This window comes from Chimaeribacter californicus (assembly GCF_002858675.1).
Lineage (GTDB): Bacteria > Pseudomonadota > Gammaproteobacteria > Enterobacterales > Enterobacteriaceae > Chimaeribacter > Chimaeribacter californicus.
Genome location: NZ_PJZF01000002.1, coordinates 70,533 through 96,435, shown reverse-complemented (window position 1 = coordinate 96,435; position 25,903 = coordinate 70,533). Strand labels below are relative to the sequence as shown.

Here is a 25,903-nt window from a genome sequence, read left to right as displayed (position 1 = left end):
ACCCTATTTCTGCTTGAGTTTAAAATTTCATCCGAATATGATTCTGCCTTCATAATAATAATTCTCGTTTACATTCCTGTTTACCATCATCAGAGAAATGACCATGCGCACACATTCAGGCACTATGACCCCGGCGGCCTTTCCCCTTGGGAAAGTGACCCTTGCCATTGCTGTTACGTTAGGCACGTTCGTATTACCCGCCACCGCGGCAGAGAACGACCCGGCACAAACGGGTGATACCATCACCGTGGTCGGCAGCGGGCCGAATGTGGCAGAGGAGAGCGCATGGGGGCCGGCAGCCACCGTGGCGGCCAAGCGGAGTGCCACCGGCACCAAAACCGATACGCCGCTGGTGAAGACGCCGCAGTCAATTTCAGTGGTCACCAGTGACGAGCTGGAGATGCGCCAGCCGGACACGGTAAAAGAGGCGCTGAGCTACACGCCGGGCGTGTTCGCCAGCCGCGGCAGCTCCAACATTCTGGATGCCGTCGCCATCCGTGGTTTCACCAATACCAACACCAACCAGTACCTGGACGGCATCAAACTACAGGGCGATAACTACTCCGAAGTGTCGATGGACCCGTACTTCCTCGAGCGCGTGGAAGTGCTGCGCGGCCCCTCCTCGGTTCTGTACGGCAAAAGTAACCCCGGCGGCCTGGTCTCTATGGTCAGCAAGCGGCCGACCACCGAGACCCTGCGTGAAGTACAGTTCTCGATGGGCACCGACAACCTCTACCAGACCGGCTTTGATTTCGGCGGCGCCATCGATGACGACGGCGTGTACAGCTACCGCCTGACCGGGCTGGCCCGCAGCCAGGATGCCCAACAGGCGATGTCGCAGGAGAAGCGTTACGCCATCGCACCGTCCTTCACCTGGCACCCGGATGACAACACCACCTTTACCTTCCTGAGCAACTTCCAGAACGATCCGGAAGCGGGCTACTACGGCTGGCTGCCGCGTGAGGGCACCGTGGTGCCGTACACCGATGCCAGCGGCAAGCAGCACAAACTGCCGGTGGACTACACCGACGGTGAGCAGGAGGACAAGTTCTCCCGCAACCAGAAAATGGTGGGCTACAGCTTCGAGCACGCGTTCAATGACACCTGGACGGTGCGCCAGAACCTGCGCTACACCATGCTCAGCACCCACTATATCGGCCACTACGGCACCGGCTATATTGCCCCGGCCACGCAAACCCGTTCCTTTGTGGATTCCAGCGAGAAGCTGAACAACTTCGACGTGGATACCCAGGCGCAGGCCAAATTCGCTACCGCCCAGGTTGACCATACCCTGTTGATGGGCGTGGACTACATGCGGATGCGCAATGACATCAACGCAGATTACGGCACCGCCACCAGCCTGAATATGCTGGCACCGCAGTACGGCAACGATGAGACCAGCATCTATTACAACTACCACATCCTGAACCGTCAGGAGCAGACCGGCCTCTATGTGCAGGATCAGGCGGAGTGGAACCACTGGTTGCTGACCCTGGGCGGCCGTTATGACTTCGCCAAAAGCACGGTGCTGACCCGCAGCAGCGGTGCCACGGACAAAGACCGCGATGAGCAGTTCACCTGGCGCGGCGGCCTGAACTACCTGTTCGACAACGGGATTTCGCCGTACTTCAGCTACAGCGAATCCTTTGAGCCGGTCAGCGGTGCCACCATTACCGGCAAATCTTTCGACCCGTCCCACGGCAAGCAGTATGAAGCCGGGGTGAAATACATCCCGCAGGATCGCCCAATCAGCCTGACGGCCGCCATCTACCAGCTGACCAAAGACAACAACCTGACGGCCGATCCGACCAACAGCAGCTTCAGCGTGCAGTCGGGCGAGATCCGTTCGCGCGGCGTGGAGCTGGAGGCGAAAGCGGCGGTCAATGCCAACATCAACGTCACTGCGTCGTACACCTTCACCGACGCGGAATACACCAAAGACACCAACCTGAAGGGCCAGCGCCCGGTGGAAGTGCCGCGTAACATGGCTGCGCTGTGGGCGGACTACACCTTCCATGAGACGGCGCTCAGCGGCCTGACCATCGGCAGCGGCGTGCGCTACACCGGTGCCACCAACACCATTGACGCGGCTAACCAGCAGTACAACGTGGCGGCCTATACGCTGGTTGACGCCACCGTGAAGTACGATCTGGCGCGCGTCGGCCTGCCGGGTTCCTCCGTGGGGCTGAACATCAACAACCTGTTTGACCGCGAGTATGTTTCCAGCTGCTACCGCGATTACGCCTGCTACTGGGGCAGTGACCGCCAGATTGTTGCCACCGCCACCTTCCGCTTCTGAGTAAAGGACAGCCTTGCGTTCATGATGAACCCGGTGCCGCCCTGACATATCACACTGACCTTCGGGCACGGCATGCCGTGCCCGTTTTCAAGACAGGGAATTATGCAGGATAACAACATTCAACCCGTCGACGGCACGCCCGCCGCATCCTCCCACGCCACGCTGTGCCTGCAACAGGTCAGCTTCTCTGTTCCCGGGCGCACGCTGCTCGCTCCCCTGACGCTGACCTTTCCCCAAGGCAAATTCTGCGGCCTGATTGGCCACAACGGTTCCGGCAAATCCACGCTGCTGAAAATGCTCGGCCGCCACCAGCCGCCCTCCGGCGGTACGCTGCTGCTGAATGATAAGCCGCTGGCGCAGTGGGAGAGCAAAGCGTTCGCGCGTGAAGTGGCCTATATGCCGCAGCAATTGCCGCCCGCCGAAGGGATGACGGTGCAGGAGCTGGTGGCGATTGGCCGCTACCCGTGGCACGGCGCGCTGGGGCGTTTCCGCCATCACGATCGCGACGCGGTAGAGCGGGCGATTGCGCTGGTGGGCCTCAATGCGTTCGCCCACCGGCTGGTGGACAGCCTCTCCGGCGGCGAGCGCCAGCGCGCCTGGCTGGCGATGATGATGGCGCAGGAGACGCGCTGCCTGCTGCTGGATGAGCCGACCTCGGCGCTCGACATCGCGCATCAGGTGGAGGTGCTGGCGCTGATCAAACGGCTGACCGCCGAACGCGGGCTGACGGTGATTGCGGTGCTGCATGACATCAACGTGGCGGCGCGCTACTGCGATCACCTGATCGCGCTGCGTGAAGGGCAGATGATTGCCGAAGGCAGCCCGCTGGCGATCATGCAGGGGCCGGTGCTGGAGAAAATTTACGGTATCCCGATGGGCGTGCTGCCGCACCCCGGCGGCGGTGCCCCGGTGAGCTTTGTCTGCTGATGAAATGTGACCAACCTGACACCACGCGCCGTCGCCTGTTACAGGCGCTGGCGCTTTCGCCGCTGCTTGCTGCCTGGCCGTCGCTGGCGGCCGCCCGCCCGGATCTGGCCAGAATTGTGGCGCTGGAGTGGGCGCCGACCGAGCTGCTGCTCGCCCTCGGTGTGCCCCCGCTGGGCGTTGCAGACACCTACAACTACCGCCTGTGGGTGAAAGAACCGGCGCTGCCGCCGGAGGTGGTGGATGTCGGCAGCCGCATTGAGCCGAACCTGGAGCTGCTGCAACAGCTGCGGCCGTCGCTGCTGCTGCTCTCTGCCGGGTATGGCCCGTCGCCGGACGCGTTGCAGCGTATTGCGCCCTCCATGGGCTTCGCCTTTTACGACGGCAAACAGCCGCCGCTGCTGCTGGCGCGCCGCGCGTTGCAGCAACTGGCAGAACGGCTCGATCTGCGGCCTGCCGCCGGCCGCCACCTGGCGGAATTTGATGCACTGATGGCGCAGACGCGGGCGCAACTGCCCGCCGCCCGCCGCCCGGTGCTGTTGTTCTCATTCCTCGACGCCCGCCATGTGCTGGTGTTCGGCAAAGGCAGCCTGTTTATGAATGTTCTGGATGAGCTGGGCGTCCCCAACGCCTGGCCCGGCGACACCAACTTCTGGGGCAGTGCGATCGTGGGGATTGAACAGCTCTCTGCCGTGAAACCGGCCCATGCGCTCTGCTTTGATCACGGCGACCGCCGCCTGCGTGATGAGATCACCGCCACGCCGCTCTGGCAGTCGCTGCCGCTGGCGCGCGACGGCGTGATAACCGACCTGCCCGCCACCTGGTTCTACGGCACCACGCTCTCTGCCATGCGCTTCTGCCGCCTGTTGCCGCACGCGCTGGGAGGCCGCTCATGACCCGCCGTACGCCTGCCATTGCGCTCCTGACCTTCAGCTTGTTGATCGCCGCCTGTCTGGCGCTCAGCGGCTATAACCTGCGCTGGCAACTGCCGCTTTCGCTGTGGCCGGACGGGTTCTGGCACCCGGATGCAGATGACGTCCGCCAGATGGTGTTCCACTACAGCCTGCTGCCGCGCATCACGGTGGCGCTGCTGGCCGGGGCCGGGCTGGCGCTGGCCGGGGTGCTGTTCCAGCAGGTATTGCGTAACCCGTTGGCGGAACCGGCCACGCTGGGGGTGTCGGCCGGGGCGCAGCTCGGGCTGGCGATCGTTACCCTGTGGCCGATGCCGGGCGGCTTCCTGACGCAGCAATTTGCGGCGATGGCCGGGGCGCTGCTGATTGGCGTGCTGGTGTTCGGCGTCGCCTGGGGCAAACGCATGTCGCCGGTGACGCTGATCCTCGCCGGGCTGGTGCTCAGCCTCTATTGCGGGGCGGTCAACGGCCTGCTGGCGCTGTTTAATTACGATCAGCTACAGAGCCTGTTCCTCTGGAGCAGCGGCGCGCTCAACCAGCAAGACTGGCATATCGCCGGTTTCCTGTGGCCGCGGCTGGTGCTGGCGCTGGTGCTGGCGTTGCTGCTGCTGCGGCCGATGACGCTGCTGGGGCTGGATGACGGCATCGCCCGTAACCTCGGGCTGGGGCTCTCTACCGCACGGCTTTGTGCGCTCGGGGTGGCGATTGTGCTCAGCGCGCAGATCGTGAACGCCGTCGGGGTGATTGGCTTTGTCGGGCTGTTCTCGCCGCTGCTGGCGACGCTGCTCGGCGCGCGCCGCCTGGTGAGCCGCCTGCTGCTGGCGCCCCTGCTGGGCGCGCTGCTGCTGTGGCTGACGGATCAGATCATGCTGTGGCTCAGCCACGTCTGGCAGGATGTGCCGACCGGGGCGGCGACGGCGCTGGTCGGTGCGCCGCTGCTGTTATGGCTGCTGCCGCGCCTGCGCCACCGCACTGCACCGCCGCCGATGGCGCAGGGCGGCAGCGTGCCGGCAGAGCGTGCGCGCCTGCCGCTGTGGGTCGGCGGCGGGTTGCTCTGCCTGCTGGCCGGGCTGTGGGTGGCGCTGGCTTTTGGCCGCGACATGAACGGCTGGGCCTGGGCGCACGGCGACCTGTTCACGCAACTCCTGCCGTGGCGGATGCCGCGGGTAATGGCGGCGCTGGCCGCGGGCGTGATGCTGGGCGCGGCGGGCACCCTGATGCAGAAGCTGACCGGCAACCCGATGGCCAGCCCGGAAGTGCTGGGTATCAGCTCCGGCGCGGCATTCGGCGTGGTGCTGATGCTGTTTCTGGTGCCGGGGGACGCCTTCGGCTGGCTGCTGCCGGCGGGCAGCCTGGGCGCGGCAGGCACGCTGATGATCATTATGCTGGTGACGGCGCGCGGCAATTTCTCCCCGGCGCGGATGCTGCTGGCAGGGATTGGCCTCAGCACCGCGTTCACCACGCTGATTACCCTGCTGATGGCGAGCGGCGACCCGCGGATGGGCAGCCTGTTGACCTGGATTTCCGGCTCCACCTACTCCGTGACGCCAACGCAGGCGTGGCACAGCGCGCTGATGGGCATTCTCCTGCTGGCGCTGGCGCCGTTCTGCCGCCGCTGGCTGGTGATCCTGCCGCTGGGCAGTGCCACGGCGCGTTCGGTGGGGCTGGCGCTGGCACCAACGCGGCTGGTGATTATGCTGCTGGCGGCGGTGATGACGGCGGTAGCCACGCTGACCATCGGCCCGTTGAGCTTTGTCGGGCTGATGGCCCCGCACATGGCGCGCATGATGGGCTTTCGCCGGGCAGGGCCGCAGCTGGTGATGGCCTCCCTGTTGGGCGGCATGCTGATGCTGCTGGCGGACTGGGGTGGGCGGATGCTGCTGTTCCCGAACCAGATCCCGGCCGGGCTGCTGGCGACCTTTATCGGCGCGCCGTACTTTATCTACCTGCTGCGCAAGCAGGCCGCGTAGTTCAAAACGGTAGGGCAGGGCAGAGCGCAAAAACAATAAAGGGGCCGGATGGCCCCTTTTTTAATGGCGTGATGCTCAGAGCTGCGCGAAGCAGCGGCGGGCGGCGTCAATGGTGCGCTGGATATCTTCCTGGGTGTGCGCCAGTGACATAAACCCGGCCTCAAAGGCGGACGGCGCCAGGTAGACGCCTTCCTCCAGCATCAGGTGGAAGAAGCGCTTGAAGCGTTCCACGTCGCAGCCCATCACATCCTGATAGCAGGTGATGCGCTCGGCGTTGGTGAAGAAGATGCCGAACATGCCGCCGACGCGGTTCACCACCAGCGGGATGTTCTCCTCTTTTGCTGCCGCCAGCAGGCCGGTGGCGAGGCTCTCGGTGAGCTCGGCCAGGGTTTCATGGGTGCCCGGCTGGGCGATCTGCGTCAGGCAGGCGTAACCGGCCGCCATGGCGATCGGGTTGCCGGAGAGCGTACCGGCCTGGTACACCGGCCCGGTCGGGGCCAGCGCAGCCATCACGTCAGCCCGGCCGCCAAACGCACCCACCGGCATCCCGCCGCCGATGATTTTGCCGAGGCAGGTGAGATCCGGCACCACGCCGTAGTGCGCCTGCGCGCCGGCCAGCGCCACGCGGAAGCCGGTCATCACTTCGTCGATGATCAGCAGCGCGCCGAACTCATCACACAGCGCACGCAGCCCCGGCAGGAACTCCGGCAGCGGCGGCACGCAGTTCATGTTACCGGCCACCGGCTCCACGATGATGCAGGCGATGTCGTCCGGGTACTGTTCGAACGCAGTCCGCACCGAGGCCAGATCGTTATAGGTGCAAATCAGGGTGTGTCTGGCGAAATCCGCCGGCACGCCCGGTGAGTTCGGCTGGCCGAGGGTCAGCGCGCCGGAACCGGCTTTCACCAGCAGGTGGTCCGCGTGGCCGTGGTAGCAGCCCTCGAACTTGATGATTTTGTCGCGGTGGGTGAAGCCGCGCGCCAGGCGGATGGCACTCATGGTCGCCTCGGTGCCGGAGTTCACCATCCGCACCATGTCCATGGTCGGCACCAGTTCGGTGACCAGCTCCGCCATCGTCACTTCCATCTCGGTCGGCGCGCCGAAGCTCAGGCCACGGGAGGCCGCCTCAATCACCGCCTCGCGGATGGCGGCGTTATTGTGCCCCAGCACCATCGGCCCCCAGGAGCCGACATAGTCGATATAGGCTTTGCCGTCGGCATCAAACAGGTAAGCCCCGTCCGCATGTTCGACGAACAGCGGCACGCCGCCGACGCCGGTAAAGGCACGTACCGGCGAGTTAACGCCGCCGGGGATCAGTTTCTGCGCCCTGGTGAACAGGCTTTCGGACTTGCTGTGTTGGCTCATGAATCGGCTCCTGAAAAGGTTCGCATCCTGTGGATGCAGAGGATAACCCCGTTATTCTAGTGAAGTGGCACGCGTTATGAAATCGTTGCCGGGCGGTGAACGGCCCACAGCGATGAGAAAAACGTGCCATTTTGTTGCAGGCTCGGTTCAGCAGGGTAGGATAACCGGCGCTGATGTGTGGGACGTGCCGCCCCGGCGCGTTATTTTCCCCAATGCTGTTGGAAGACCCCGGATGATGACCCAAGACGAAACCCGCCCGCTTTCCCCCGTGCGCCTGCGGCGCAGTGACCTGCTGCGGCATTTTCTGCGGCGCGACAAAACCCCGGCGGCTATTCTGGTGGTGGCGGCGCTGGTGGGCGGCGTGACCGGCCTGCTCGGCGTGGGCTTTGAGCGGGCAGTGGGCTGGGTGACGCAGCAGCGGCTCAGCGCGCTGCACGCGGCAGCGGGGCAGGCGTGGCTGCTGTGGCCGCTGGCGTTTGTGCTCTCCGCACTGTTGGCGATGGGCGGTTACCTGCTGGTGCGCAACTATGCGCCGGAAGCGGGTGGCTCCGGCATCCCGGAGATTGAGGGCGCGCTGGAGGAGTTGCGGCCGGTGCGTTGGTGGCGGGTGATCCCGGTGAAATTCGTCGGCGGCATGGGCACGCTGGGGGCCGGGATGGTGCTCGGGCGCGAAGGGCCCACGGTGCAGATTGGCGGCAACGCCGGCAAAATGCTGGTGGATCTGTTCCGGCTGAAAAGTGCGGAGGCGCGCCACTCGCTGCTGGCTACCGGCGCGGCGGCCGGGCTGTCCGCCGCCTTCAATGCGCCGCTGGCCGGCATCCTGTTTATTATCGAAGAGATGCGCCTGCAGTTCCGCTACAGCCTGATTTCCATTAAAGCGGTGTTCATCGGCGTGATCGCCTCAAGCGTGGTGTACCAGTATTTCAACGGCAGCGCGTCCGTGATTCAGGTCGGCAAATTGCAGGCGGCGGCGATGGACACGCTGTGGCTCTATCTGCTGCTCGGGATGCTGTTCGGGCTGGTCGGCGTGCTGTTCAATGCGCTGATCTTCCGTACCCAGGATCTGTTCCAGCGGCTGCATGGCGGCCGGTTACGCAAGATACTGCTGACCGGCGGGCTGCTGGGCGGCCTGTGCGGTGTGCTGGGGTTGATTATGCCTGCGGCCACGAGCGGCGGTTTTGGGCTGATCCCGCAGGCGGCGCTGGGGCATTACACGCTGGGAATGCTGCTGACCCTCTTTTTCACCCGCATCATCACCACGCTGCTCTGCTTCTGTTCCGGCGCGCCGGGCGGAATTTTCGCGCCGATGCTGGCACTCGGCACGCTGGCCGGCACCGCCTTCGGCATGGCGTGCGGCGTGCTGTTTCCGCAGTATGGGTTGCAGCCGGGCACCTTTGCCATTGCCGGGATGGGCGCGCTGTTTGCGGCCACCGTGCGTGCGCCGCTGACCGGCATCGTGCTGGTGCTGGAGATGACGGACAACTACCAGCTGATTTTGCCGATGATCATTACCTGCCTGGGCGCGACGCTGGTGGCGCAATTTCTCGGCGGTAAGCCCTTGTATTCCACCCTGCTGGCCCGCACGTTAGAACGTCAGGCCCGCGAACAGGCGGCGAAAGTGCCGCAAGCGGCTGACAATCCTCAGGGAAACCGCCCCCCTGCGGCGAATACTTGAACAGAATACTCAGCTATTAGATAATCAGGGTATTATTCAGGCGGCTAATGGTGCACCCTGAAGCAAAACTGGTTGGAGATAAAAATGAGTGATGACGTCGTAGCACTGCCCCTGCAATTTACCGAGGCAGCAGCACACAAGGTGAAAAACCTGATTGCTGACGAAGAGAACCCGAACCTGAAACTGCGGGTCTATATTACCGGCGGCGGTTGCAGCGGTTTCCAGTATGGCTTCACCTTTGACGATCAGATCAACGACGGTGACATGACCATTGAGAAAGCGGGCGTGGCGCTGGTGGTAGACCCGATGAGCCTGCAATACCTGGTGGGCGGTTCCGTGGACTACACCGAAGGGCTGGAAGGGTCGCGCTTTATCGTGACCAACCCGAACGCTAAAACCACCTGCGGGTGCGGCTCGTCCTTCAGCATCTGACGCGGCCAACGCCGGGCAGAAAAAAACCCGTGTGCCGGTGGCAGACGGGTTTTTTATTAGGGTTATTTTTTTGATGACGCTTATATGATTTTGGGTAAAACGCATTGCTGTGTGTAGTGTGGAACCCCGCCGCAGCCTCACCATTCAACGGTAATAAGCTGCGTCTGTTGTGCCACGTTGCCCGCCAGATGGGCCTCTTGTTTCAGAGCCTGGGTGCGGATAACCGGCTGATAGCGTGCATCGCTGCCGCACTCCGCCGTTGGCGTGTTGTCAGTGACGGTCACTGCGCAGGTCGGCACAATCACCATACGAACATTTATCACGCCCTGGGCACCTGTGCCCTGACTTCCGATGGCCGCTGCCGGCAATACCCACAACGCAAACAGCGCGCTGAATAGGTGTTGTCGCATGGGTCATGATCCTGGTGTTGAAAAAGTGTTCAACGCATCAGTTACCTTATTATCGGCACAGGGTGCTGCCGGCTTTAGCCGATCTGCGCGTCCCTTAGGTTAACCGGTTTACTAATGCGCTGTTTTCTGAGCCGTCACGAGTCACATTAAGGGAATCAGGAGGGCATCAGAAGGGTGATTGAGAAGCGAAACAATGAAGGGCTGCTTCTCAATGTGAATGAATATAACAGAACAAATCAGTTTGGTGAATATTTTTTAATCAAGAAATACTTAATTAGTGGTTAAGTAATTTGCAAGGCAAACCGGCGATCATCCGCCGTTGTTTTCTAACACAAAGGTCGGCAATTTCAGGTGCCAGCGGATCGCCGCCAGCCGGATCGCCAGCGTGATCGCCATGCCGAGCAGGGTCGCCTGCGAGAGCGGCATCCCCAGCGCGTAGGCGACAGTGTGGACAATGCCGCCGGCGATACACGCGGTAGCGTAAATTTCAGTACGCAGGATCATCGGGATTTCGCGCGCCAGAATATCGCGGATAATGCCGCCGCCCACGCCGGTGATCACCCCCATGCAGACCGCCACCAGCGGGCCGGTGCCGGCGGCCAGCGCTTTATTGACGCCGATACCCACAAATACCGCCAGCCCGACCGCGTCCAGCACCGGCAGGATCCATTTCGGCAGCCGCCGCGGCTGGCGCACCAGCGCGATGGTCAGCATGCAGGTCACCATCGCCACCACCAGATCGGTGGGGTCACGCACCCAGAATACCGGGCCGTGATCCAGCGCCATATCGCGGATGGTGCCGCCGCCAATCGCTGTGACCACGCCCAGCACCAGCACGCCAAACGGGTCCATGCGCAATTTACCCGCCAGCAATACGCCGGAGATGGCAAACACCGCCGTGCCTAAAATATCCAGAATGTAGAGCAGCATATCAACGATCGTTCCGTGCCGGGGAAGGGGAGGCGGGCAGCGCCGCCAACTGCGGGCAGAGTTGCCGCGCGGCCAGCATAATACGCGGCCCGGCCCGGCTGAACCAGTCCGAATTCAGGGCAATTACCGGCACCGTTAACTGGGGCTGCCACCACGCCGCCACCGCCTGTTGCGCGGCGCGATCGCCGGGGGTGACAATCGCTGCCGGGCGGCGCATCAGCACCTGTTCGCGGCTTACCTGCGGCCACGGTACGCGGCTGTCGGCAAACAGGTTCTGCGCGCCGCACAGCCGCAGGACTTCGCTTTGCAGCGTCTGGCCGGAGGCGGTGAACAGCGGCCGGGTGCCGAATTGCAACAGCACCGGCAGCGGGGTGGTGCGCGCATACTGCCGCTGTAACGCCTCACGTTCTGCACGCAGCTGCTGTGCCGCCTGATGCGCGGTCTCCGGCGCGCGACTGTAACCCGCCAGCTGATCCAGCGCTGCTGCCACCTGCTCGATGCTCTGCAGATCGAGGGTGATCACCGGCACCCCGAGCGCCCGCAATTGATCCAGCGATCGCTGCGGGTTGCCGCCGCGCCACGCCAGCACCAGATCCGGCTTCAGCGCCACGATCCGCTCCAGATTGATCCCCTGCCAGTTGGCGACCCGCTCCAGCTTTTCTGCGGCGGGCGGGTAGTCCGCATAATCACTGGCGGCGACCATCTGCGGCCCCAGCCCGGCGGCATACGCCAGCTCCGTCAGGTTCGGTGCCAGCGCAATCACCCGCTGGGCGGGCTGGGCCACCGCACTTCCCATGACAAAAAAAGGCACTGCCATCAGCAGTGCCTTGAGGGTACGCAACAGGTGCATCATCAGCCGCGCTGCGCCAGCGCCTGCACCATCGCATCCACCATACGGGTGGATTGTTCGGCCGCCACCACCAGGAACTCTTCAAAGCTCAGGTGGGAAGCCTGGTCTGCCACGTCAGAGATGGCGCGCACCACCACAAACGGCGTGCCGAACAGGTGGCAGACATGGCCGATGGCCGCCGCTTCCATCTCCACGGCCGCGACCTGCGGGAAGGTGGCCCGGATGCGCGCCAGCGGCTCGGCACCGTTGATAAACGCGTCACCGCTGCACACCAACCCGCGGACTGCGTTGAGGCCGAGGTCGCTGATGCAGCGCGCCGCCAGATCGATCAACGCCGCATCGGCGGTGAAGGCCGCCGGGCAGCCCGCCATCTGGCCTGGTGCGTAACCAAAGGCAGTAACGTCGGCGTCGTGGTAGCGCACCTCATCGGAGACCACAATGTCGCCCACTTTCAAAGTGGCGGCCAGCCCGCCGGCGGAACCGGTGTTGATCACCACGTCCGGGCGGCAGTGCTCCAGCAGCAGGGTGGTACCCATTGCGGCGGAGACTTTCCCGATACCGGATTTCAGCAGCGCCACCTCGACGCCGTGCAGCGTGCCGGTATAAATTTCACACCCGGCGCGTTGCAGGGTTTCACGGTTTTCAATCTTGTCGCGCAGCAGGGTGACTTCCTGCTCCATTGCGCCGATGATGCCAACTTTCATAGGGATACTCGCAGATGGGGTGAGCGGCCCGCATGTTGATGCGGGCGGGCATGTTGATAAAGGCAACATGTTTATAAAGGCAACATGTTTATAAAAGCAAATAGTCTATCATGGCTACTGACGGGCGCTAATGGGTAATACACCGCGCGACCCGCGGAGGGAACAGCATGCCGGAAATCGATTTCAGTAAAAAATTCAGTATAGAACGCCCTTTCAGCCCGCCGCGCCGCGATCTGGCGGATCTCGATGCCTATGACATTGTGCGCCAATTTGAGAGCGACCGCGGGCGCATCATCAACTCCGCGGCGATCCGCCGCCTGCAACAGAAAACCCAGGTGTTCCCCCTGGAGCGCAATGCAGCGGTGCGCAGCCGCCTGACCCACTCGCTGGAGGTGCAGCAGGTAGGGCGGCATATTGCCAAGGAGATCCTGCACAAGCTCGGCAAACTGGGGCAATTGGAGGCGCTGGGGCTGTCGGCGCTGGTGGCCCCTTTTGAGAGCGTGGTGGAGATGGCCTGCCTGATGCATGACATCGGCAACCCGCCCTTCGGCCACTTTGGCGAGTCCGCGATCAACGACTGGTTCGGGCGGCGCATGGCAATCGCTGATGCCGGGGAAACCCCACCGGAGCAGGATGCCTGCCGGGTGCCGCTGCTGCAACGGCGCGCGGGGGAGCAGCAGCTCAACGCGCTGCGCTGCCGCATCCGCCAGGATCTCAGCCATTTTGAAGGCAACGCGCAGGCGATCCGGCTGGTGTTCAGCCTGTTGCGCCTCAACCTGACCCATACCCAGGTGGCCTGCATCCTGAAGTATACCCGCCCGGCGTACTGGGCCGGGCCGGTGCCGCCCGCCTACAGTTATCTGATGAAAAAGCCGGGTTACTACCTGGCCGAGGAGCCGCTGATCGGCCAGTTGCGCAGGCAGTTGCAACTGGGTGAATTTCAGCGCTTTCCGCTGACCTACATCATGGAGGCGGCCGATGACATCTCCTACTGCATCGCCGATCTGGAAGACGCGGTGGAGAAAAAGATTTTCACCGTTGAGCAGCTCTACCACTATTTACAACAGGAGTGGGGCAGCGCGCAGCCGGGCGATCTGTTTGATCTGGTAGTGGGCACCGCCTATAAGAAGATGACGGCAGCACAAAGTTACCGCCACCCGATCGACTATTTCTTTATGGAGTTGCGGGTGCAGACGGTGAAACGGCTGGTGCCCCATGCGGCACAACGCTTTATCGACAACCTGCCGCAGATCTACGAGGGTACGCTGAACCAGGCGTTGCTGGAGGATCAGAGCCAGGTTAACCGGCTGCTGGAGATCTTCAAGAGTGTCGCGTTCCGGCGGGTGTTCAACCACCATGAGGTTGAGGAGCTGGAGTTGCAGGGCTACCGGGTGATCAGCGGCTTGCTGGATATTTACAGCCCGCTGCTGGAGATGCCGCCGGAAGATTTCCGCCAGCTCAATGAACAGGATACCCACCGGCGCTACCCGATTGAGACGCGGCTATTCCATAAACTCTCCGGCAAGTACCGGCTGGCGTATAGCCAGGCTGTTAAAGAGAGCGCCTCTTTGCCGGCGGCGGAGCAGCCGATCTGGGAATACTATTTCCGCGCCCGGCTGATTCAGGACTACATCAGCGGCATGACCGATTTGCACGCCTATGATGAGTACCGGCGGCTGGCGGCGGCAGAGTAGAAACCGGCGTAGCGTGACCGGGTGATTAAAAAACGCCCTTTTGTAAAGGCGTTGAACACTTTTTTACCATTGCTGAATCGACGCCGGTGAACTTAAGGTGATTAATTACATCTTATTCAGCACGGCTACACCGTCAGTATTGTTCTTGTCGCATCAATAAATTAAAGAGATACAGACAAATGAAAAAATCATCTTTGTTCCTGAGCGCCCTGGCGCTAAGTATTGGAATGGCCCTTGGCCCGGTTTCAACGGCTTACGCGGCGGAAACCGCCTCCTCCAGCAGCGCACAGTTGCCCAGCCTGGCACCGATGCTGGAAAAAGTGATGCCCTCGGTGGTGAGCATTAACGTCGAAGGCAGTGCCGCCATCAACACCCCACGGATGGGGCAGAATTTCCAGCAATTCTTTGGTGACAATTCCCCGCTCTGCCAGGACGGCTCGCCGTTCCAGCAATCCCCGCTGTGCCAGGATGGCGGCGACGGCAGTGACGGCGGCCAGGGCGGCAACGTCGCCCCGCAGCCGAAACAGGCCTTCCAGGCACTCGGCTCCGGCGTGATCATTGATGCGGGCAAAGGCTATGTGGTGACGAATAACCACGTGGTCGACAACGCCACCAAAATCGTGGTGCAACTCAATGACGGCCGCAAATTTGACGCCAAAGTGATCGGTAAAGATCCCCGTTCTGACATCGCGCTGATTCAGATTAAAGACGCGAAAAACCTCACGGCGGTGAAAATGGCGGATTCCGAATCCTTGCGCGTGGGTGATTACACCGTGGCGATCGGCAACCCGTATGGCCTGGGCGAAACCGCCACGTCGGGCATTGTTTCAGCGCTCGGCCGCAGCGGTTTGAACATTGAAAACTATGAGAACTTCATCCAGACCGACGCCGCGATTAACCGCGGTAACTCCGGCGGCGCGCTGGTGAACCTGAACGGCGAGCTGATCGGCATCAACACCGCGATCCTGGCACCGGACGGCGGCAACATCGGTATCGGCTTTGCTATCCCGAGCAACATGGTGAAAAACCTCACCGCGCAGATGATCGAGTTCGGCCAGGTGAAACGCGGCGAGCTGGGCATCATGGGTACCGAACTGAACTCTGAGCTGGCGAAAGCGATGAAAGTCGACGCCCAGCGCGGGGCATTCGTCAGCCAGGTGATGCCGAAGTCCGCCGCGGCCAAAGCCGGGATCAAGGCCGGGGATGTGATCCTGACCATGAACGGCAAAGCGATCTCCAGCTTTGCCGCGTTCCGTGCGGAGATTGGTACCCTGCCGATTGGCTCAAAACTGACGCTGGGGCTGCAACGTGACGGCAAACCGGTCACCGTTGAGGTGACGCTGGAGCAGAGCCAGCAGGCGCAGGTCGATTCCGGCACCATCTACACCGGCATTGAAGGGGCGGAGCTGAGCAACACCGACCTGAACGGCCAGAAAGGGGTGAAAGTGGACAATGTGAAACCTGGTTCGTCCGCGGCGCGCATTGGCCTGAAAAAAGGCGACGTGATCCTGGGCGTCAACCAGCAGCCGGTGGCCAACCTCGGCGAGCTGCGCAAGATCCTCGACACCAAGCCGTCAGTGCTGGCGCTGTCGATCCAGCGTGGCGACAGTTCTCTTTATTTATTGATGCAGTAAATGCTGATGCAGTAATCAAGCCTTGCCGGCACCACAGTTCCGGCAGCGCACAAAAGGCACGGGAAACCGTGCCTTTTTTATGGCCGCGATCCGCTTGTTTCCTCTGGCGGCCACTATTTTTACCGCCTCTCCCTGGCCGGGCAGGCGTTCTTTCATTCTGTTGCGTTGCAAAAATCTGTGATAGCTGCCACAGCTTTCGGGCATATCCCGGTGCTTTGTGCGTTTGCACAATGCGGGGCTACGGCGCGCTCAGTATGCTGGGAAGAGAGGATCAACCGGCAGGCGGAGAGGGAAAGGAATGGCAGCATATCATCTGGATGCCAGACTGGCACAGGACATCGTGGCCCGTACCATGCGCATTATTGACAGCAATGTCAACGTCATGGATGGGCGCGGCAGGATCATCGGCAGCGGTGACCGGGAGCGGCTGGGGGAATTACACGAAGGGGCGCTGCTGGCGATCTCGCAGGGCCGGGTGGTGGACATTGATGACGCGGTGGCGCGCCACCTGCACGGCGTGCGGCCCGGCGTAAACCTGCCGCTGCGGCTCGACGGGGACATCGTCGGCGTGATTGGCCTGACCGGCAACCCGGCTGAGCTGCACCAGTATGGGCAACTGGTCGGGATGACGGCGGAGATGATGCTGGAACAGGCGCGGCTGCTGCATATGCTGGCGCAGGACAGCCGCCTGCGGGAAGAGCTGGTGCTGAACCTGATCCGTGCGGAGAGCCTCTCCCCGGCGCTGAGCGAATGGGCGCAGCGGCTCGGCATTGACCTCAGCCAGCCGCGGGTGGTGGCAGTGGTGGAAGTGGACAGCGGCCAGTTGGGGGTAGACAGCGCAATGGCGGAATTGCAGCAGTTACAGACGCTGCTCACCTCGCCGGAGCGTGACAACCTGATCGCCATTGTCTCGCTGACGGAAATGGTGGTGCTGAAACCGGCGCTCAATAACCACGGCCGCTGGGACGCCGACGCGCACCGCACGCGCATTGACAGCCTGCTGGCGCGGATGACGGAACGCGGCCGTTTACGCATCCGGCTGGCTCTGGGTAACTATTTTCCGGGGCCGGGCGGCATTGCCCGCTCCTACCGCACCGCCCGCACTACCATGAGCGTCGGCAAACAGCGGATGCCCGATCAGCGCAGCTACTTTTACCAGGACCTGATGCTGCCGGTACTGCTCGACAGCCTGCGCGGCGGCTGGCAGGCCAATGAACTGGTGCGCCCGCTGGCGCGGCTGAAAACCATGGACAACAACGGCCTGCTGCGCCGCACGCTCGCCGCCTGGTTTGCCCATAATGTGCAGCCCACCGCCACCGCCAGGGCGCTCTATATCCACCGCAATACGCTGGAGTACCGGCTGAACCGGATTTCAGAACTCACCGGCCTTAATCTCGGGAATTTTGACGATCGTTTGCTGCTCTATGTCGCCCTGCAACTGGATGACGATCGCTGAACCAAGGGGCGATCAGCCACCCCGCAGGCGGATCTTCGCTGCATTGGTGACATTCTCAATCTCGTCAAGCAGCTCCAGCCACTCCGGCTCCAGCGCATGCAGGCTGACATTCTGCCGCAGCTGCTGCTCCAGGTAGCAACAGAGCTGCTTCAGGCGCGGTACGCCGCTGTAGCTGCAACTGCCGTGCAGTTTGTGGATCAGCGCCAGGATCGCGTCGTCATTGGCCCCGTCAATGATCGCCTGCACCCGTTCGCTGACCTGCGGCAGGAAGTCGATCAACATCTGTAACAGCTCGCCCGCCAGATCCTCTTTGTTGGCTGACTGGCGCAGCGCCAGCGACCAGTCCAGCGAGGGCAGCGGCTCGCCGGAACCGGGGATGACCAGCGGCGGTGGGGCGTCCGGCTCGGCCGTCGCCGGGGCGTGGTAGCGTGCCAGCACCCGTTTCAGCATCGCCTCATCAATCGGTTTCGCCAGATACTCTTCCATACCGGATTGCAGCAGATGTTCACGTTCACCCGACAGCGCGTGGGCGGTGACCGCGATGATCGGCGTGCGGGTGTGCTGCGGCAGCTGGTGAATCAGCTCGGCAGCGCGGATGCCGTCAATGTGCGGCATCTGAATATCCATCAGGATCACATCCAGATCCTGCTCACGTGCCAGCGCCAGCGCATCGGCACCGCTGTCGCACAACAGCGTATGCTCGACCAACTCCTCCAGCAACGTGCCGATAAGCTTCAGGTTGGCCGGGTTGTCATCCACGGCCATGACCGTCAGCGGCAGGCGCGGCGGGCGGTGGGCCTTGTTGCCCAGCAGCCCGGCCTGGCTGTCATCCAGCAGCAGCGGCAGCAAGCGGACACTGGAGATCGGTTTGATCAGGCAGCCCTGAACCCCGCGCTTTTTCAGCGCTTCGGCATCAATCTGCAACTGGGAAGGCACCGCCATGATGACGCGGTCGGCCAGCGCCAGAATGCCCGGCATCCGGGTTTTGTACTCTTCGAGCATGTGCCGTTTGTTCAGCGGCACGCCAATCAGCAGGATGTCAAAATGCTCCTCCGGCAGTTGCGCAAGCTGGGTGCCGTGCGTCACCTGCAACGGCGTGGTGGCCAGAATCTCCAGCGTGGCCTTGGCGGCCGCATCGTTGGCTTCGATGTAGGCCAGCCGCTTGCCCTGTAGCGCCTCCATCGGCTGGGCGCTGGGCAGAAAGTGATCGTTGAGTTCAATATTGATGTGGAACCAGAAGGTTGAGCCACGGTTGAGCTGGCTGTAGAAACTGATGTCGCCCCCCATCTCCTTGACCAGTTTCTGGGTGATCACCAGCCCCAGCCCGGTGCCGCCGTGGCGGCGCGAAATGCTGGCGTCCGCCTGGCGGAAGGCCTGGAACAGCTGCGACTGCTGGCGCTCAGAAATACCGATGCCGGTATCATGGATCTGCACCTCCAGCTCCGCTTTCATATTGTCGTGCGAGCGCAGCTCCACGTTGATATCAATATTGCCGCTTTCGGTGAATTTCACTGCGTTGCCGAGCAGGTTGGTGACCACCTGCTGCAGGCGCAACGGGTCGCCGATCACCTGTTCCGGCACATTGTTCTGCACATTCAGCGTCAGTTCCAGCCCCTTCTCATGAGCGGTGTGCGCCAGCAACACCACCACTTCATCCAGCGTTTCCCGCAGGGCGAACGGGATATGCTCCAGCACCAGTTTGCCCGCCTCCAGCTTGGAGAAGTCGAGCACGTCATTGATGATAGTCAGCAGGTTGTTGGCGGAGCGCTCAATGGTTTGCAGGTAATCGCTCTGGGTCGGCGTCAGCGGGGTTTTCAGCGTCTGGCGGGTAAAGCCGATCACGCCGTTAAGCGGGGTGCGCAGTTCATGGGACATATTGGCCAGAAATTCTGACTTGATGCGCGCCGCCTCCTGCGCCCGTTTCTTCGCCAGATCCAGCTCCACGTTCTGGATCTCCATCTGCTCCAGCGTCTCGCGCAGGTCTGAGGTGGCCTGGTCAATGTTCTGCTGCATCTCCTCGTGGTAGGCGGTCAGCGACATCGCCATCGAGTTGATGCCGTTTTTCAGCATGTCCAGCTCGCCGAGCATATAGCCCTCTACCCGGCTGTCGAGCTGGCCGCGGCGGATGCGGTCTACGGTATTCACCATATTGCGGATCGGGCCGGTGACGTCGCGCATCAGCCGGTAGGCGAACAGGATGGCGATGCAGAGGCTCAGCACCAGCAGCAGCGTGGCCACAAACACCTCTTTGTACTGCTGGAGGCGCACGGAGTTGAGGTCGAGTTCAATGGCGATGTAGCCGAGGTTGTCCGGTTTCAGCGCCGGGATGCTGTCGGTTTCATCCGGGGAGTTCTCTTCCGAGGTGATCGGCGTGCGCAGGATCAGCTCATTGCCGTAGCGGCTCAACATCAGCTCGGTGGGCATCGGCTCGCCCTGGCTGATTTGCAGCTGGCTGTAGTTGCGGTGGTAATTCGAGGTGACGAACAGCCGGTTATCGCGGTCAAACACCGTGATGGAGCGCACAATATCGGAATGCCGGCGATGCAGCAAACTCACCAGCTGGCGCACGGACTCGCGGTTGTGGAAGGTCATGCCATATTCACTGGCGACGGCCAGCGGCTCAATGATGCTGGCACCAGAATCCACCAGCTGATCCTGCAATTCGTTGTAGCGGTGAACCACAAAGAATGTGCTGAGCAGCAGCCCGATCAACAGGGTGGGGGCCAGGATTAACACCATCATCCGGGCGCGAAGGCTATATTTGGTCATGAGATTCCACTGTGGGAGAATGGGCCGCTGAACCGCGTGGTCAACATGGCTGACCCCGGCAATAAGCCCTGATTCTACCTTGCAAACCGCCGTGTGACGACCCGGTAAAATCAACCCTCCGGGCAGACGCGGCGCGGGCGTGGAAGGTATTGCCACGCTGGTGGCGAATGGGCAATATAATGCACATATAAATTCGCTGAATATTTCCCGGCTTTCACCGGGGGCGGCGGGCGGCACAAGGAACCCCCAGGGTGCCGCCCGGCGCGCGGGCAAGAGAGGGCGGTGCCACATCACGCCAAACTTTCCCTGACGTGGAGTGTCTATCTGTGCTGTACCCGCCTGTCGGGACGGGACAATCAGGTTTTGCTGGGAACAGGCTATCCTCTGGCTGAGGTGCACGCGTCGCGCAGGCGTGTGCAGGCCCTGTTTATCAACCGGTCCGCTATGCCGGACAAGTAGGGAGTCGATATGGTTGCGGTAAGAAGTGCGCATTTGAATACGGCGGGCGAATTTGCGCTGGATGCGTGGATTGAAAGTTTAGGCTTGTCCAGCCCCCAGTCATGTGAGCGTCTGGCCGAAACCTGGCGTTACTGCGAACAGCAGACCCAAGGCCATCCTCAGGCATCGCTGCTGTTATGGCGCGGCCTGGAGATGGTGGAGATCCTCTCTACCCTCAGCATGGACAACGACAGTATGCGCGCCGCGCTGCTGTTCCCGCTGGTGAATGAGGGCATCGTTGACGAAGCGACCCTCACCGAAGCGTTTGGCCAGGGCATCACCTCGCTGGTGCACGGCGTGATTGATATGGACGCCATCCGCCAGCTGAAAGCCACGCAAAATGACTCCATGGCCTCGGAGCAGGTCGATAACGTGCGCCGCATGCTGCTGGCGATGGTGGAGGATTTCCGCTGCGTGGTGCTGAAGCTGGCGGAGCGTATCGCCCACCTGCGTGAAGTCAAAGACGCGCCGGAAGATGAGCGCGTGCTGGCGGCCAAAGAGTGTACCAATATCTATGCGCCGCTCGCCAACCGCCTCGGCATCGGCCAGCTGAAGTGGGAGCTGGAAGATTTCTGCTTCCGCTACCTGCACCCTGACGAATACAAGCGCATCGCCAAATTGCTGCATGAGCGCCGCATCGACCGCGAGCAGTATATCGATGATTTCGTCGGTAACCTGCGCCGGGCAATGCAGGGTGAAAACATCAAGGCGGATATCTACGGCCGCCCGAAACACATCTACAGCATCTGGCGCAAGATGCAGAAAAAATCCCTGGCCTTTGATGAGCTGTTTGATGTGCGCGCGGTGCGGGTCGTGGTGGATCGTTTGCAGGATTGCTATGCGGCGCTGGGGATCGTGCATACCCATTATCGCCACCTGCCGGATGAGTTCGACGACTACGTCGCTAACCCGAAACCCAACGGCTACCAGTCGATCCACACCGTGGTGCTCGGCCCGCGTGGCCTGCCGCTGGAGATCCAGATCCGTACCCGGCAGATGCACGAGGACGCCGAACTGGGCGTCGCCGCGCACTGGAAATATAAAGAGGGTGCACCGGTGGTGGGTGCCCGTACCGGCTACGAGGAGCGCATCGCCTGGCTGCGCAAACTGATTGCCTGGCAGGAAGAGATGGCCGACTCCGGCGAAATGCTGGACGAAGTGCGCAGCCAGGTGTTCGACGACCGGGTCTACGTCTTTACGCCGAAAGGCGACGTGGTCGACTTGCCCACCGGCTCCACGCCGCTTGATTTTGCCTACCACATCCACAGCGATGTGGGGCATCGTTGCATCGGGGCGAAGATCGGCGGGCGCATCGTGCCGTTCACCTATCAGTTACAGATGGGCGACCAGATCGAGATTATCACCCAGAAGCACCCGAACCCCAGCCGTGACTGGCTGAACCCTAACCTCGGCTACATCACCACCAGCCGCGGCCGATCGAAGGTGCAGAACTGGTTCCGCAAACTCGATCGCGACAAAAACATCATCGCCGGGCGGCAGATCCTGGATGATGAGCTGGCGCGGCTCGGCATCAGCCTGAAAGAGGCGGAAAAGGTGCTGATCCCGCGTTATAACGTCAACTCGCTGGACGAAGTGCTGGCGGCGATTGGCGGCGGCGACATCCGGCTTAACCAGATGATCAACTTCCTCCAGTCGCAGCTGAACAAGCCCACGGCCGAGGAGCTGGATCGCGAAGCGCTGCGCCAGCTGACGCAGAAAAGCGCGCCGTCACACCAGCGTGCCGCCAACAAAGACAACGGCCGCGTGGTGGTGGAGGGCGTTGGTAACCTGATGCACCACATCGCGCGCTGCTGCCAGCCGATCCCGGGCGATGAGATTGTCGGCTTCATCACCCAGGGGCGCGGCATTTCGATCCACCGCGCTGACTGTGACCAGCTGGCCGATCTGCGCTCCCATGCGCCGGAACGGCTGGTGGATGCGGTGTGGGGCGAAAGCTACTCCAGCGGCTATTCGCTGGTGGTGCGGGTGACCGCCAACGACCGCAGCGGCCTGTTGCGTGACATCACCACCATTCTGGCGAATGAGAAGGTGAATGTGCTGGGCGTCGCCAGCCGCAGCGACACCAAAGAGCAGCTCGCCACCATCGACATGGAGATTGAGATCTACAACCTCCAGGTGCTGAGCCGGGTGATCGCCAAGCTGAACCAATTGCCTGATGTGCTTGAGGCCCGGCGGCTGCACGGCAGCTAATCCCTGCGACGACGGCCCGGTTATCCGGGCCGTCTGCTTTTTCCCCCGGAACCGTGCCGGTTCCGCCTACCATTGAGACGTACCATGACTGAACTTTCCCCGCTTGACCGCCTGCTCGCCATCATGAAAACCCTGCGCGACCCGCAACAGGGTTGCCCCTGGGATCGCGAGCAGACTTTTGACACCATCGCGCCCTATACGCTGGAAGAGACCTATGAAGTGCTGGATGCGATTGCGCGCCGCGATTACGGCGACCTGCGGGATGAACTGGGTGACCTGCTGTTTCAGGTGGTGTTCTATGCCCAGATGGGCAGCGAACAGGGGCTGTTTACCTTTGAGGATGTCTGCAACGCCATCAGTGACAAACTGACGCGCCGCCACCCGCACGTCTTTGATAAAAATAGTGATGAAAATGGCGGTCGGCCGGGGCCGTCGGCGGCGCGCTGGGAAGGGCTGAAAGCGCAGGAGCGGGCAGAGAAGGCGCTGCATTCCGCGATGGATGACATCCCCGACGCGCTGCCGGCGCTGATGCGGGCGCATAAAATCCAGAAACGCTGTGCCGCCGTGGGCTTTGACTGGGAGACGCTGGGCCCGGTGCTGGACAAAGTGCATGAGGAGATCGATGAGGTGATGCATGAGGCGCAACAGGCCGTTATCGATCAGGAGAAACTGGGTGAGGAGATCGGCGACTTATTGTTTGCTACCGTCAATTTGTCACGCCACCTCGGCCATAAGGCGGAAAACGCCCTGCAGGCGGCTAACCGCAAGTTCGCGCGCCGGTTCCGCGCGGTGGAAAACATCATCCATGCGCAGGGGCTGACGCCGGAGCAGGCGACGCTGGAACAGATGGAAGCCGCCTGGCAGCAGGTGAAGCGTGATGAGATGGCGCAGAAGAGCCCGGAGAAGCCTGCGTAAGCGTGTGATTTTCAGCCAAAGTGCGGGCTTACAACCGCCTTTGGCCGCGCTAGACTGGCCGCCTTTTTCCCTCACAAGGTGCGTCAGGAATGTTAAGAAAGTTATTATTCATCAATCTCATAGCGTTAACGGCGACCGCGGATTTTGCGGCGTTTGCCGGCCCGCGTGCGCAGGCTGTCCCTTCTGTGGTGCAACAGGTGCGTGAGGCCGTCAACACGCGCAATGTGGCACCGTGCCAGGGTAAAAAAGAGGGCGATAAGGTGACCCTGACCAGCCGCAGCGGCGGCAGCGTGCAGGCCACCTGTACTTTGACGGCGATCAAGGATCCCACGCCTGCGAACAGTACAATACCGCGCTGACCGGGCTGACGTCACCGGCAAGAAAAGTGCTGTAACAGGCGGTATAACAGGGTGAGAAGGGAGCGGGAAACGGCTCGGCAACGCGCTTTCCGCACCCAGAGCGATAAAACGATCAATTGTGGCATCCCCAAGCTTCCGGTATACTACTTTCCCGTCCTGGTTCTTCCATCGTCTTTAAACCTAAACTCTCAGGTTCAGCATGACAACTAATTATATTTTTGTGACCGGCGGGGTCGTCTCCTCTCTGGGTAAAGGCATTGCCGCAGCCTCCCTGGCGGCTATTCTTGAAGCCCGTGGCCTCAACGTTACCATCATGAAACTGGACCCGTACATCAACGTGGACCCGGGCACCATGAGCCCGACGCAGCATGGTGAGGTTTTCGTCACCGAAGACGGCGCAGAAACTGACCTTGATTTAGGTCACTACGAACGTTTCATCCGTACCAAAATGTCCCGCCGCAACAACTTCACCACCGGCCGCATCTACTCCGATGTGCTGCGCAAAGAGCGCCGTGGTGACTATCTGGGCGCGACCATCCAGGTTATCCCGCACATTACCAACGCCATTAAAGAGCGCATCATCGAAGGCGGCGAAGGCCATGATGTGGTGCTGGTCGAAATCGGCGGTACCGTGGGTGACATCGAATCCCTGCCGTTCCTGGAAGCGATCCGCCAGATGGCGGTAGACGTGGGCCGCGAGCACACGCTCTACATGCACCTGACGCTGGTGCCGTACATGGCGGCCGCCGGTGAGGTGAAAACCAAACCGACCCAGCACTCGGTGAAAGAACTGCTCTCCATCGGCATCCAGCCGGATGTGCTGATCTGCCGCTCTGACCGCGCTGTGCCTGCCAACGAACGTGCGAAAATCGCGTTGTTCTGTAACGTGCCGGAAAAAGCGGTTATCTCCCTAAAAGATGTTGATTCAATTTATAAAATCCCGGCGCTATTGAAATCACAGGGCCTGGACGATTATATTTGTAAACGATTCAGCTTAAACGCGCCAGAAGCGAACCTGGCCGAATGGGAACAGGTTATCTATGAAGAGGCCAACCCGGGCGGTGAAGTGACTATCGGTATGATCGGCAAGTACGTTGAATTGCCGGATGCGTACAAGTCGGTGATTGAGGCGCTGAAACATGGCGGCCTGAAAAACCGCCTGACGGTCAACATCAAGCTGATTGACTCGCAGGACGTCGAAACCCGTGGCGAAGAGGTGCTGAAAGACCTCGACGCGATCCTGATCCCGGGTGGCTTCGGCTACCGTGGTGTGGAAGGGAAGGTGGCCGCCGCCCGTTATGCGCGTGAAAATAACATTCCTTATCTGGGCATTTGCCTGGGTATGCAGGTGGCACTGATGGAGTTTGCCCGCCACGTGGCCGGCATGGACAACGCCAACTCCACTGAATTTGTGCCAGACTGTAAGTACCCGGTGGTCGCATTGATCACTGAATGGCGCGATGAAAACGGCAACGTTGAAGTGCGCGACGAGAAGAGTGATTTGGGCGGGACCATGCGTGTGGGTGGGCAGCAGTGCCACCTCACCGAAGGCAGTCTGGTCCGGCAGATGTATGGCGAGCCGACCATCGTAGAGCGCCATCGTCACCGTTATGAAGTCAACAACATGTTGTTGAAGCAGATCGAAGCGGCGGGTTTGCGTGTTGCCGGTCTCTCTGCAGACAAGCAGTTGGTGGAAATTATTGAGATCCCGAACCACCCGTGGTTCGTGGCGTGTCAGTTCCACCCGGAATTTACGTCAACGCCGCGTGATGGTCACCCGTTGTTTGCAGGCTTCGTCAAGGCTGCCGGTGAGTATCAGAAGCGTCAGGTAAAATAAAATATCGATGAGCAGTGCGCACCCCGGTGCGCACTGTTTGTCTGGAGTTTTAGTTTAACT

Annotated in this window: 19 protein-coding genes; 13 read left to right on the top strand and 6 right to left on the bottom strand. The window is 61.6% G+C overall.

Annotated elements, in window-relative coordinates; genetic code table 11:
• The first annotated feature begins 97 nt into the window (after positions 1-97).
• The 4 genes from fhuA to fhuB all read left to right on the top strand — a co-directional run bounded on the left by fhuA (position 98) and on the right by fhuB (position 6,104).
• Complete coding sequence (gene fhuA, locus CYR55_RS03465; protein WP_420912719.1) at positions 98-2,299, top strand: ferrichrome porin FhuA; 2,202 nt, start codon at positions 98-100, stop codon at positions 2,297-2,299.
• A 102-nt stretch (positions 2,300-2,401) separates the two neighbouring features.
• Positions 2,402-3,226 (top strand): Fe3+-hydroxamate ABC transporter ATP-binding protein FhuC, encoded by an 825-nt coding sequence (gene fhuC, locus CYR55_RS03460; protein WP_101814770.1) that lies wholly within the window; start codon positions 2,402-2,404, stop codon positions 3,224-3,226.
• On the top strand, positions 3,226-4,119 hold the full coding sequence (fhuD, locus tag CYR55_RS03455) for a Fe(3+)-hydroxamate ABC transporter substrate-binding protein FhuD (protein ID WP_101814769.1): 894 nt from the start codon (positions 3,226-3,228) through the stop codon (positions 4,117-4,119). Before fhuC ends, fhuD begins: the two co-directional genes overlap by 1 nt.
• Positions 4,116-6,104, top strand: a complete 1,989-nt coding sequence (gene fhuB / locus CYR55_RS03450; protein WP_101814768.1) for a Fe(3+)-hydroxamate ABC transporter permease FhuB — start codon at positions 4,116-4,118, stop codon at positions 6,102-6,104. Before fhuD ends, fhuB begins: the two co-directional genes overlap by 4 nt.
• Positions 6,105-6,179: 75 nt before the next feature.
• On the opposite strand, the gene hemL is transcribed toward fhuB, so the two are convergent.
• Positions 6,180-7,469, bottom strand: coding sequence for a glutamate-1-semialdehyde 2,1-aminomutase (gene hemL / locus CYR55_RS03445; protein WP_101814767.1), 1,290 nt, complete (start codon positions 7,467-7,469; stop codon positions 6,180-6,182).
• Between the two features lie 232 nt (positions 7,470-7,701).
• Between hemL and clcA the strand changes: the two genes are divergently transcribed.
• Together clcA and erpA are read left to right on the top strand one after the other, a co-directional pair.
• Positions 7,702-9,144: a H(+)/Cl(-) exchange transporter ClcA gene (clcA, locus tag CYR55_RS03440; protein WP_420912718.1), complete on the top strand. Its 1,443-nt coding sequence runs from the start codon at positions 7,702-7,704 to the stop codon at positions 9,142-9,144.
• Positions 9,145-9,228: 84 nt separating this feature from the next.
• Positions 9,229-9,576, top strand: a complete 348-nt coding sequence (gene erpA / locus CYR55_RS03435) for an iron-sulfur cluster insertion protein ErpA (RefSeq protein ID WP_072928938.1) — start codon at positions 9,229-9,231, stop codon at positions 9,574-9,576.
• 137 nt (positions 9,577-9,713) lie between these two features.
• On the opposite strand, the gene CYR55_RS23275 is transcribed toward erpA, so the two are convergent.
• The 4 genes from CYR55_RS23275 to mtnN all read right to left on the bottom strand — a co-directional run bounded on the left by CYR55_RS23275 (position 9,714) and on the right by mtnN (position 12,470).
• Complete coding sequence (locus tag CYR55_RS23275; protein ID WP_146000944.1) at positions 9,714-9,986, bottom strand: hypothetical protein; 273 nt, start codon at positions 9,984-9,986, stop codon at positions 9,714-9,716.
• Positions 9,987-10,295: 309 nt separating this feature from the next.
• Positions 10,296-10,916, bottom strand: a complete 621-nt coding sequence (locus CYR55_RS03430; protein WP_101814766.1) for a TRIC cation channel family protein — start codon at positions 10,914-10,916, stop codon at positions 10,296-10,298.
• Between the two features lies 1 nt (position 10,917).
• The gene (gene btuF / locus CYR55_RS03425) at positions 10,918-11,769 is read right to left on the bottom strand and encodes a vitamin B12 ABC transporter substrate-binding protein BtuF (RefSeq protein ID WP_420912717.1); all 852 of its coding nucleotides are present in this window, start codon (positions 11,767-11,769) and stop codon (positions 10,918-10,920) included.
• Positions 11,769-12,470 (bottom strand): 5'-methylthioadenosine/S-adenosylhomocysteine nucleosidase, encoded by a 702-nt coding sequence (mtnN, locus tag CYR55_RS03420; protein WP_101814765.1) that lies wholly within the window; start codon positions 12,468-12,470, stop codon positions 11,769-11,771. Before mtnN ends, btuF begins: the two co-directional genes overlap by 1 nt.
• Before the next feature lie 167 nt (positions 12,471-12,637).
• On the opposite strand from mtnN, the gene dgt reads away from it, so the two are divergent.
• The 3 genes from dgt (at position 12,638) to CYR55_RS03405 (ending at position 17,254) form a co-directional block, all read left to right on the top strand.
• Positions 12,638-14,164, top strand: coding sequence for a dGTPase (dgt, locus tag CYR55_RS03415; RefSeq protein WP_101814764.1), 1,527 nt, complete (start codon positions 12,638-12,640; stop codon positions 14,162-14,164).
• 179 nt (positions 14,165-14,343) lie between these two features.
• Positions 14,344-15,798 (top strand): serine endoprotease DegP, encoded by a 1,455-nt coding sequence (gene degP / locus CYR55_RS03410; RefSeq protein WP_101814763.1) that lies wholly within the window; start codon positions 14,344-14,346, stop codon positions 15,796-15,798.
• A gap of 298 nt (positions 15,799-16,096) precedes the next feature.
• On the top strand, positions 16,097-17,254 hold the full coding sequence (locus tag CYR55_RS03405) for a CdaR family transcriptional regulator (protein WP_101814762.1): 1,158 nt from the start codon (positions 16,097-16,099) through the stop codon (positions 17,252-17,254).
• 12 nt (positions 17,255-17,266) lie between these two features.
• On the opposite strand, the gene barA is transcribed toward CYR55_RS03405, so the two are convergent.
• Positions 17,267-20,023, bottom strand: a complete 2,757-nt coding sequence (barA, locus tag CYR55_RS03400) for a two-component sensor histidine kinase BarA (protein WP_101814761.1) — start codon at positions 20,021-20,023, stop codon at positions 17,267-17,269.
• Positions 20,024-20,491: 468 nt separating this feature from the next.
• On the opposite strand from barA, the gene relA reads away from it, so the two are divergent.
• The 4 genes from relA (at position 20,492) to pyrG (ending at position 25,843) form a co-directional block, all read left to right on the top strand.
• Entirely contained in the window at positions 20,492-22,732 is a 2,241-nt protein-coding gene (gene relA / locus CYR55_RS03390) for a GTP diphosphokinase (RefSeq protein ID WP_101814760.1), read from the top strand.
• Positions 22,733-22,816: 84 nt separating this feature from the next.
• On the top strand, positions 22,817-23,647 hold the full coding sequence (mazG, locus tag CYR55_RS03385) for a nucleoside triphosphate pyrophosphohydrolase (RefSeq protein WP_101814759.1): 831 nt from the start codon (positions 22,817-22,819) through the stop codon (positions 23,645-23,647).
• 89 nt (positions 23,648-23,736) lie between these two features.
• On the top strand, positions 23,737-24,006 hold the full coding sequence (locus CYR55_RS03380; protein ID WP_101814758.1) for a hypothetical protein: 270 nt from the start codon (positions 23,737-23,739) through the stop codon (positions 24,004-24,006).
• A gap of 199 nt (positions 24,007-24,205) precedes the next feature.
• Entirely contained in the window at positions 24,206-25,843 is a 1,638-nt protein-coding gene (pyrG, locus tag CYR55_RS03375; RefSeq protein WP_101814757.1) for a glutamine hydrolyzing CTP synthase, read from the top strand.
• The last annotated feature ends 60 nt before the right edge of the window (positions 25,844-25,903 follow it).

Bases quoted from the DNA above. Each gene is read 5' to 3' on its own strand.
- CYR55_RS03430 (WP_101814766.1), bottom strand. From the start codon at position 10,916: ATGCTGCTCTACATTCTGGATATTTTAGGCACGGCGGTGTTTGCCATC.
- fhuB (WP_101814768.1), top strand. From the start codon at position 4,116: ATGACCCGCCGTACGCCTGCCATTGCGCTCCTGACCTTCAGCTTGTTG.
- pyrG (WP_101814757.1), top strand. From the start codon at position 24,206: ATGACAACTAATTATATTTTTGTGACCGGCGGGGTCGTCTCCTCTCTG.
- clcA (WP_420912718.1), top strand. From the start codon at position 7,702: ATGATGACCCAAGACGAAACCCGCCCGCTTTCCCCCGTGCGCCTGCGG.
- CYR55_RS03380 (WP_101814758.1), top strand. From the start codon at position 23,737: ATGTTAAGAAAGTTATTATTCATCAATCTCATAGCGTTAACGGCGACC.
- degP (WP_101814763.1), top strand. From the start codon at position 14,344: ATGAAAAAATCATCTTTGTTCCTGAGCGCCCTGGCGCTAAGTATTGGA.
- mazG (WP_101814759.1), top strand. From the start codon at position 22,817: ATGACTGAACTTTCCCCGCTTGACCGCCTGCTCGCCATCATGAAAACC.
- btuF (WP_420912717.1), bottom strand. From the start codon at position 11,769: ATGATGCACCTGTTGCGTACCCTCAAGGCACTGCTGATGGCAGTGCCT.
- fhuD (WP_101814769.1), top strand. From the start codon at position 3,226: ATGAAATGTGACCAACCTGACACCACGCGCCGTCGCCTGTTACAGGCG.
- barA (WP_101814761.1), bottom strand. From the start codon at position 20,023: ATGACCAAATATAGCCTTCGCGCCCGGATGATGGTGTTAATCCTGGCC.
- CYR55_RS03405 (WP_101814762.1), top strand. From the start codon at position 16,097: ATGGCAGCATATCATCTGGATGCCAGACTGGCACAGGACATCGTGGCC.
- dgt (WP_101814764.1), top strand. From the start codon at position 12,638: ATGCCGGAAATCGATTTCAGTAAAAAATTCAGTATAGAACGCCCTTTC.
- relA (WP_101814760.1), top strand. From the start codon at position 20,492: ATGGTTGCGGTAAGAAGTGCGCATTTGAATACGGCGGGCGAATTTGCG.
- hemL (WP_101814767.1), bottom strand. From the start codon at position 7,469: ATGAGCCAACACAGCAAGTCCGAAAGCCTGTTCACCAGGGCGCAGAAA.
- fhuC (WP_101814770.1), top strand. From the start codon at position 2,402: ATGCAGGATAACAACATTCAACCCGTCGACGGCACGCCCGCCGCATCC.
- fhuA (WP_420912719.1), top strand. From the start codon at position 98: ATGACCATGCGCACACATTCAGGCACTATGACCCCGGCGGCCTTTCCC.
- CYR55_RS23275 (WP_146000944.1), bottom strand. From the start codon at position 9,986: ATGCGACAACACCTATTCAGCGCGCTGTTTGCGTTGTGGGTATTGCCG.
- mtnN (WP_101814765.1), bottom strand. From the start codon at position 12,470: ATGAAAGTTGGCATCATCGGCGCAATGGAGCAGGAAGTCACCCTGCTG.
- erpA (WP_072928938.1), top strand. From the start codon at position 9,229: ATGAGTGATGACGTCGTAGCACTGCCCCTGCAATTTACCGAGGCAGCA.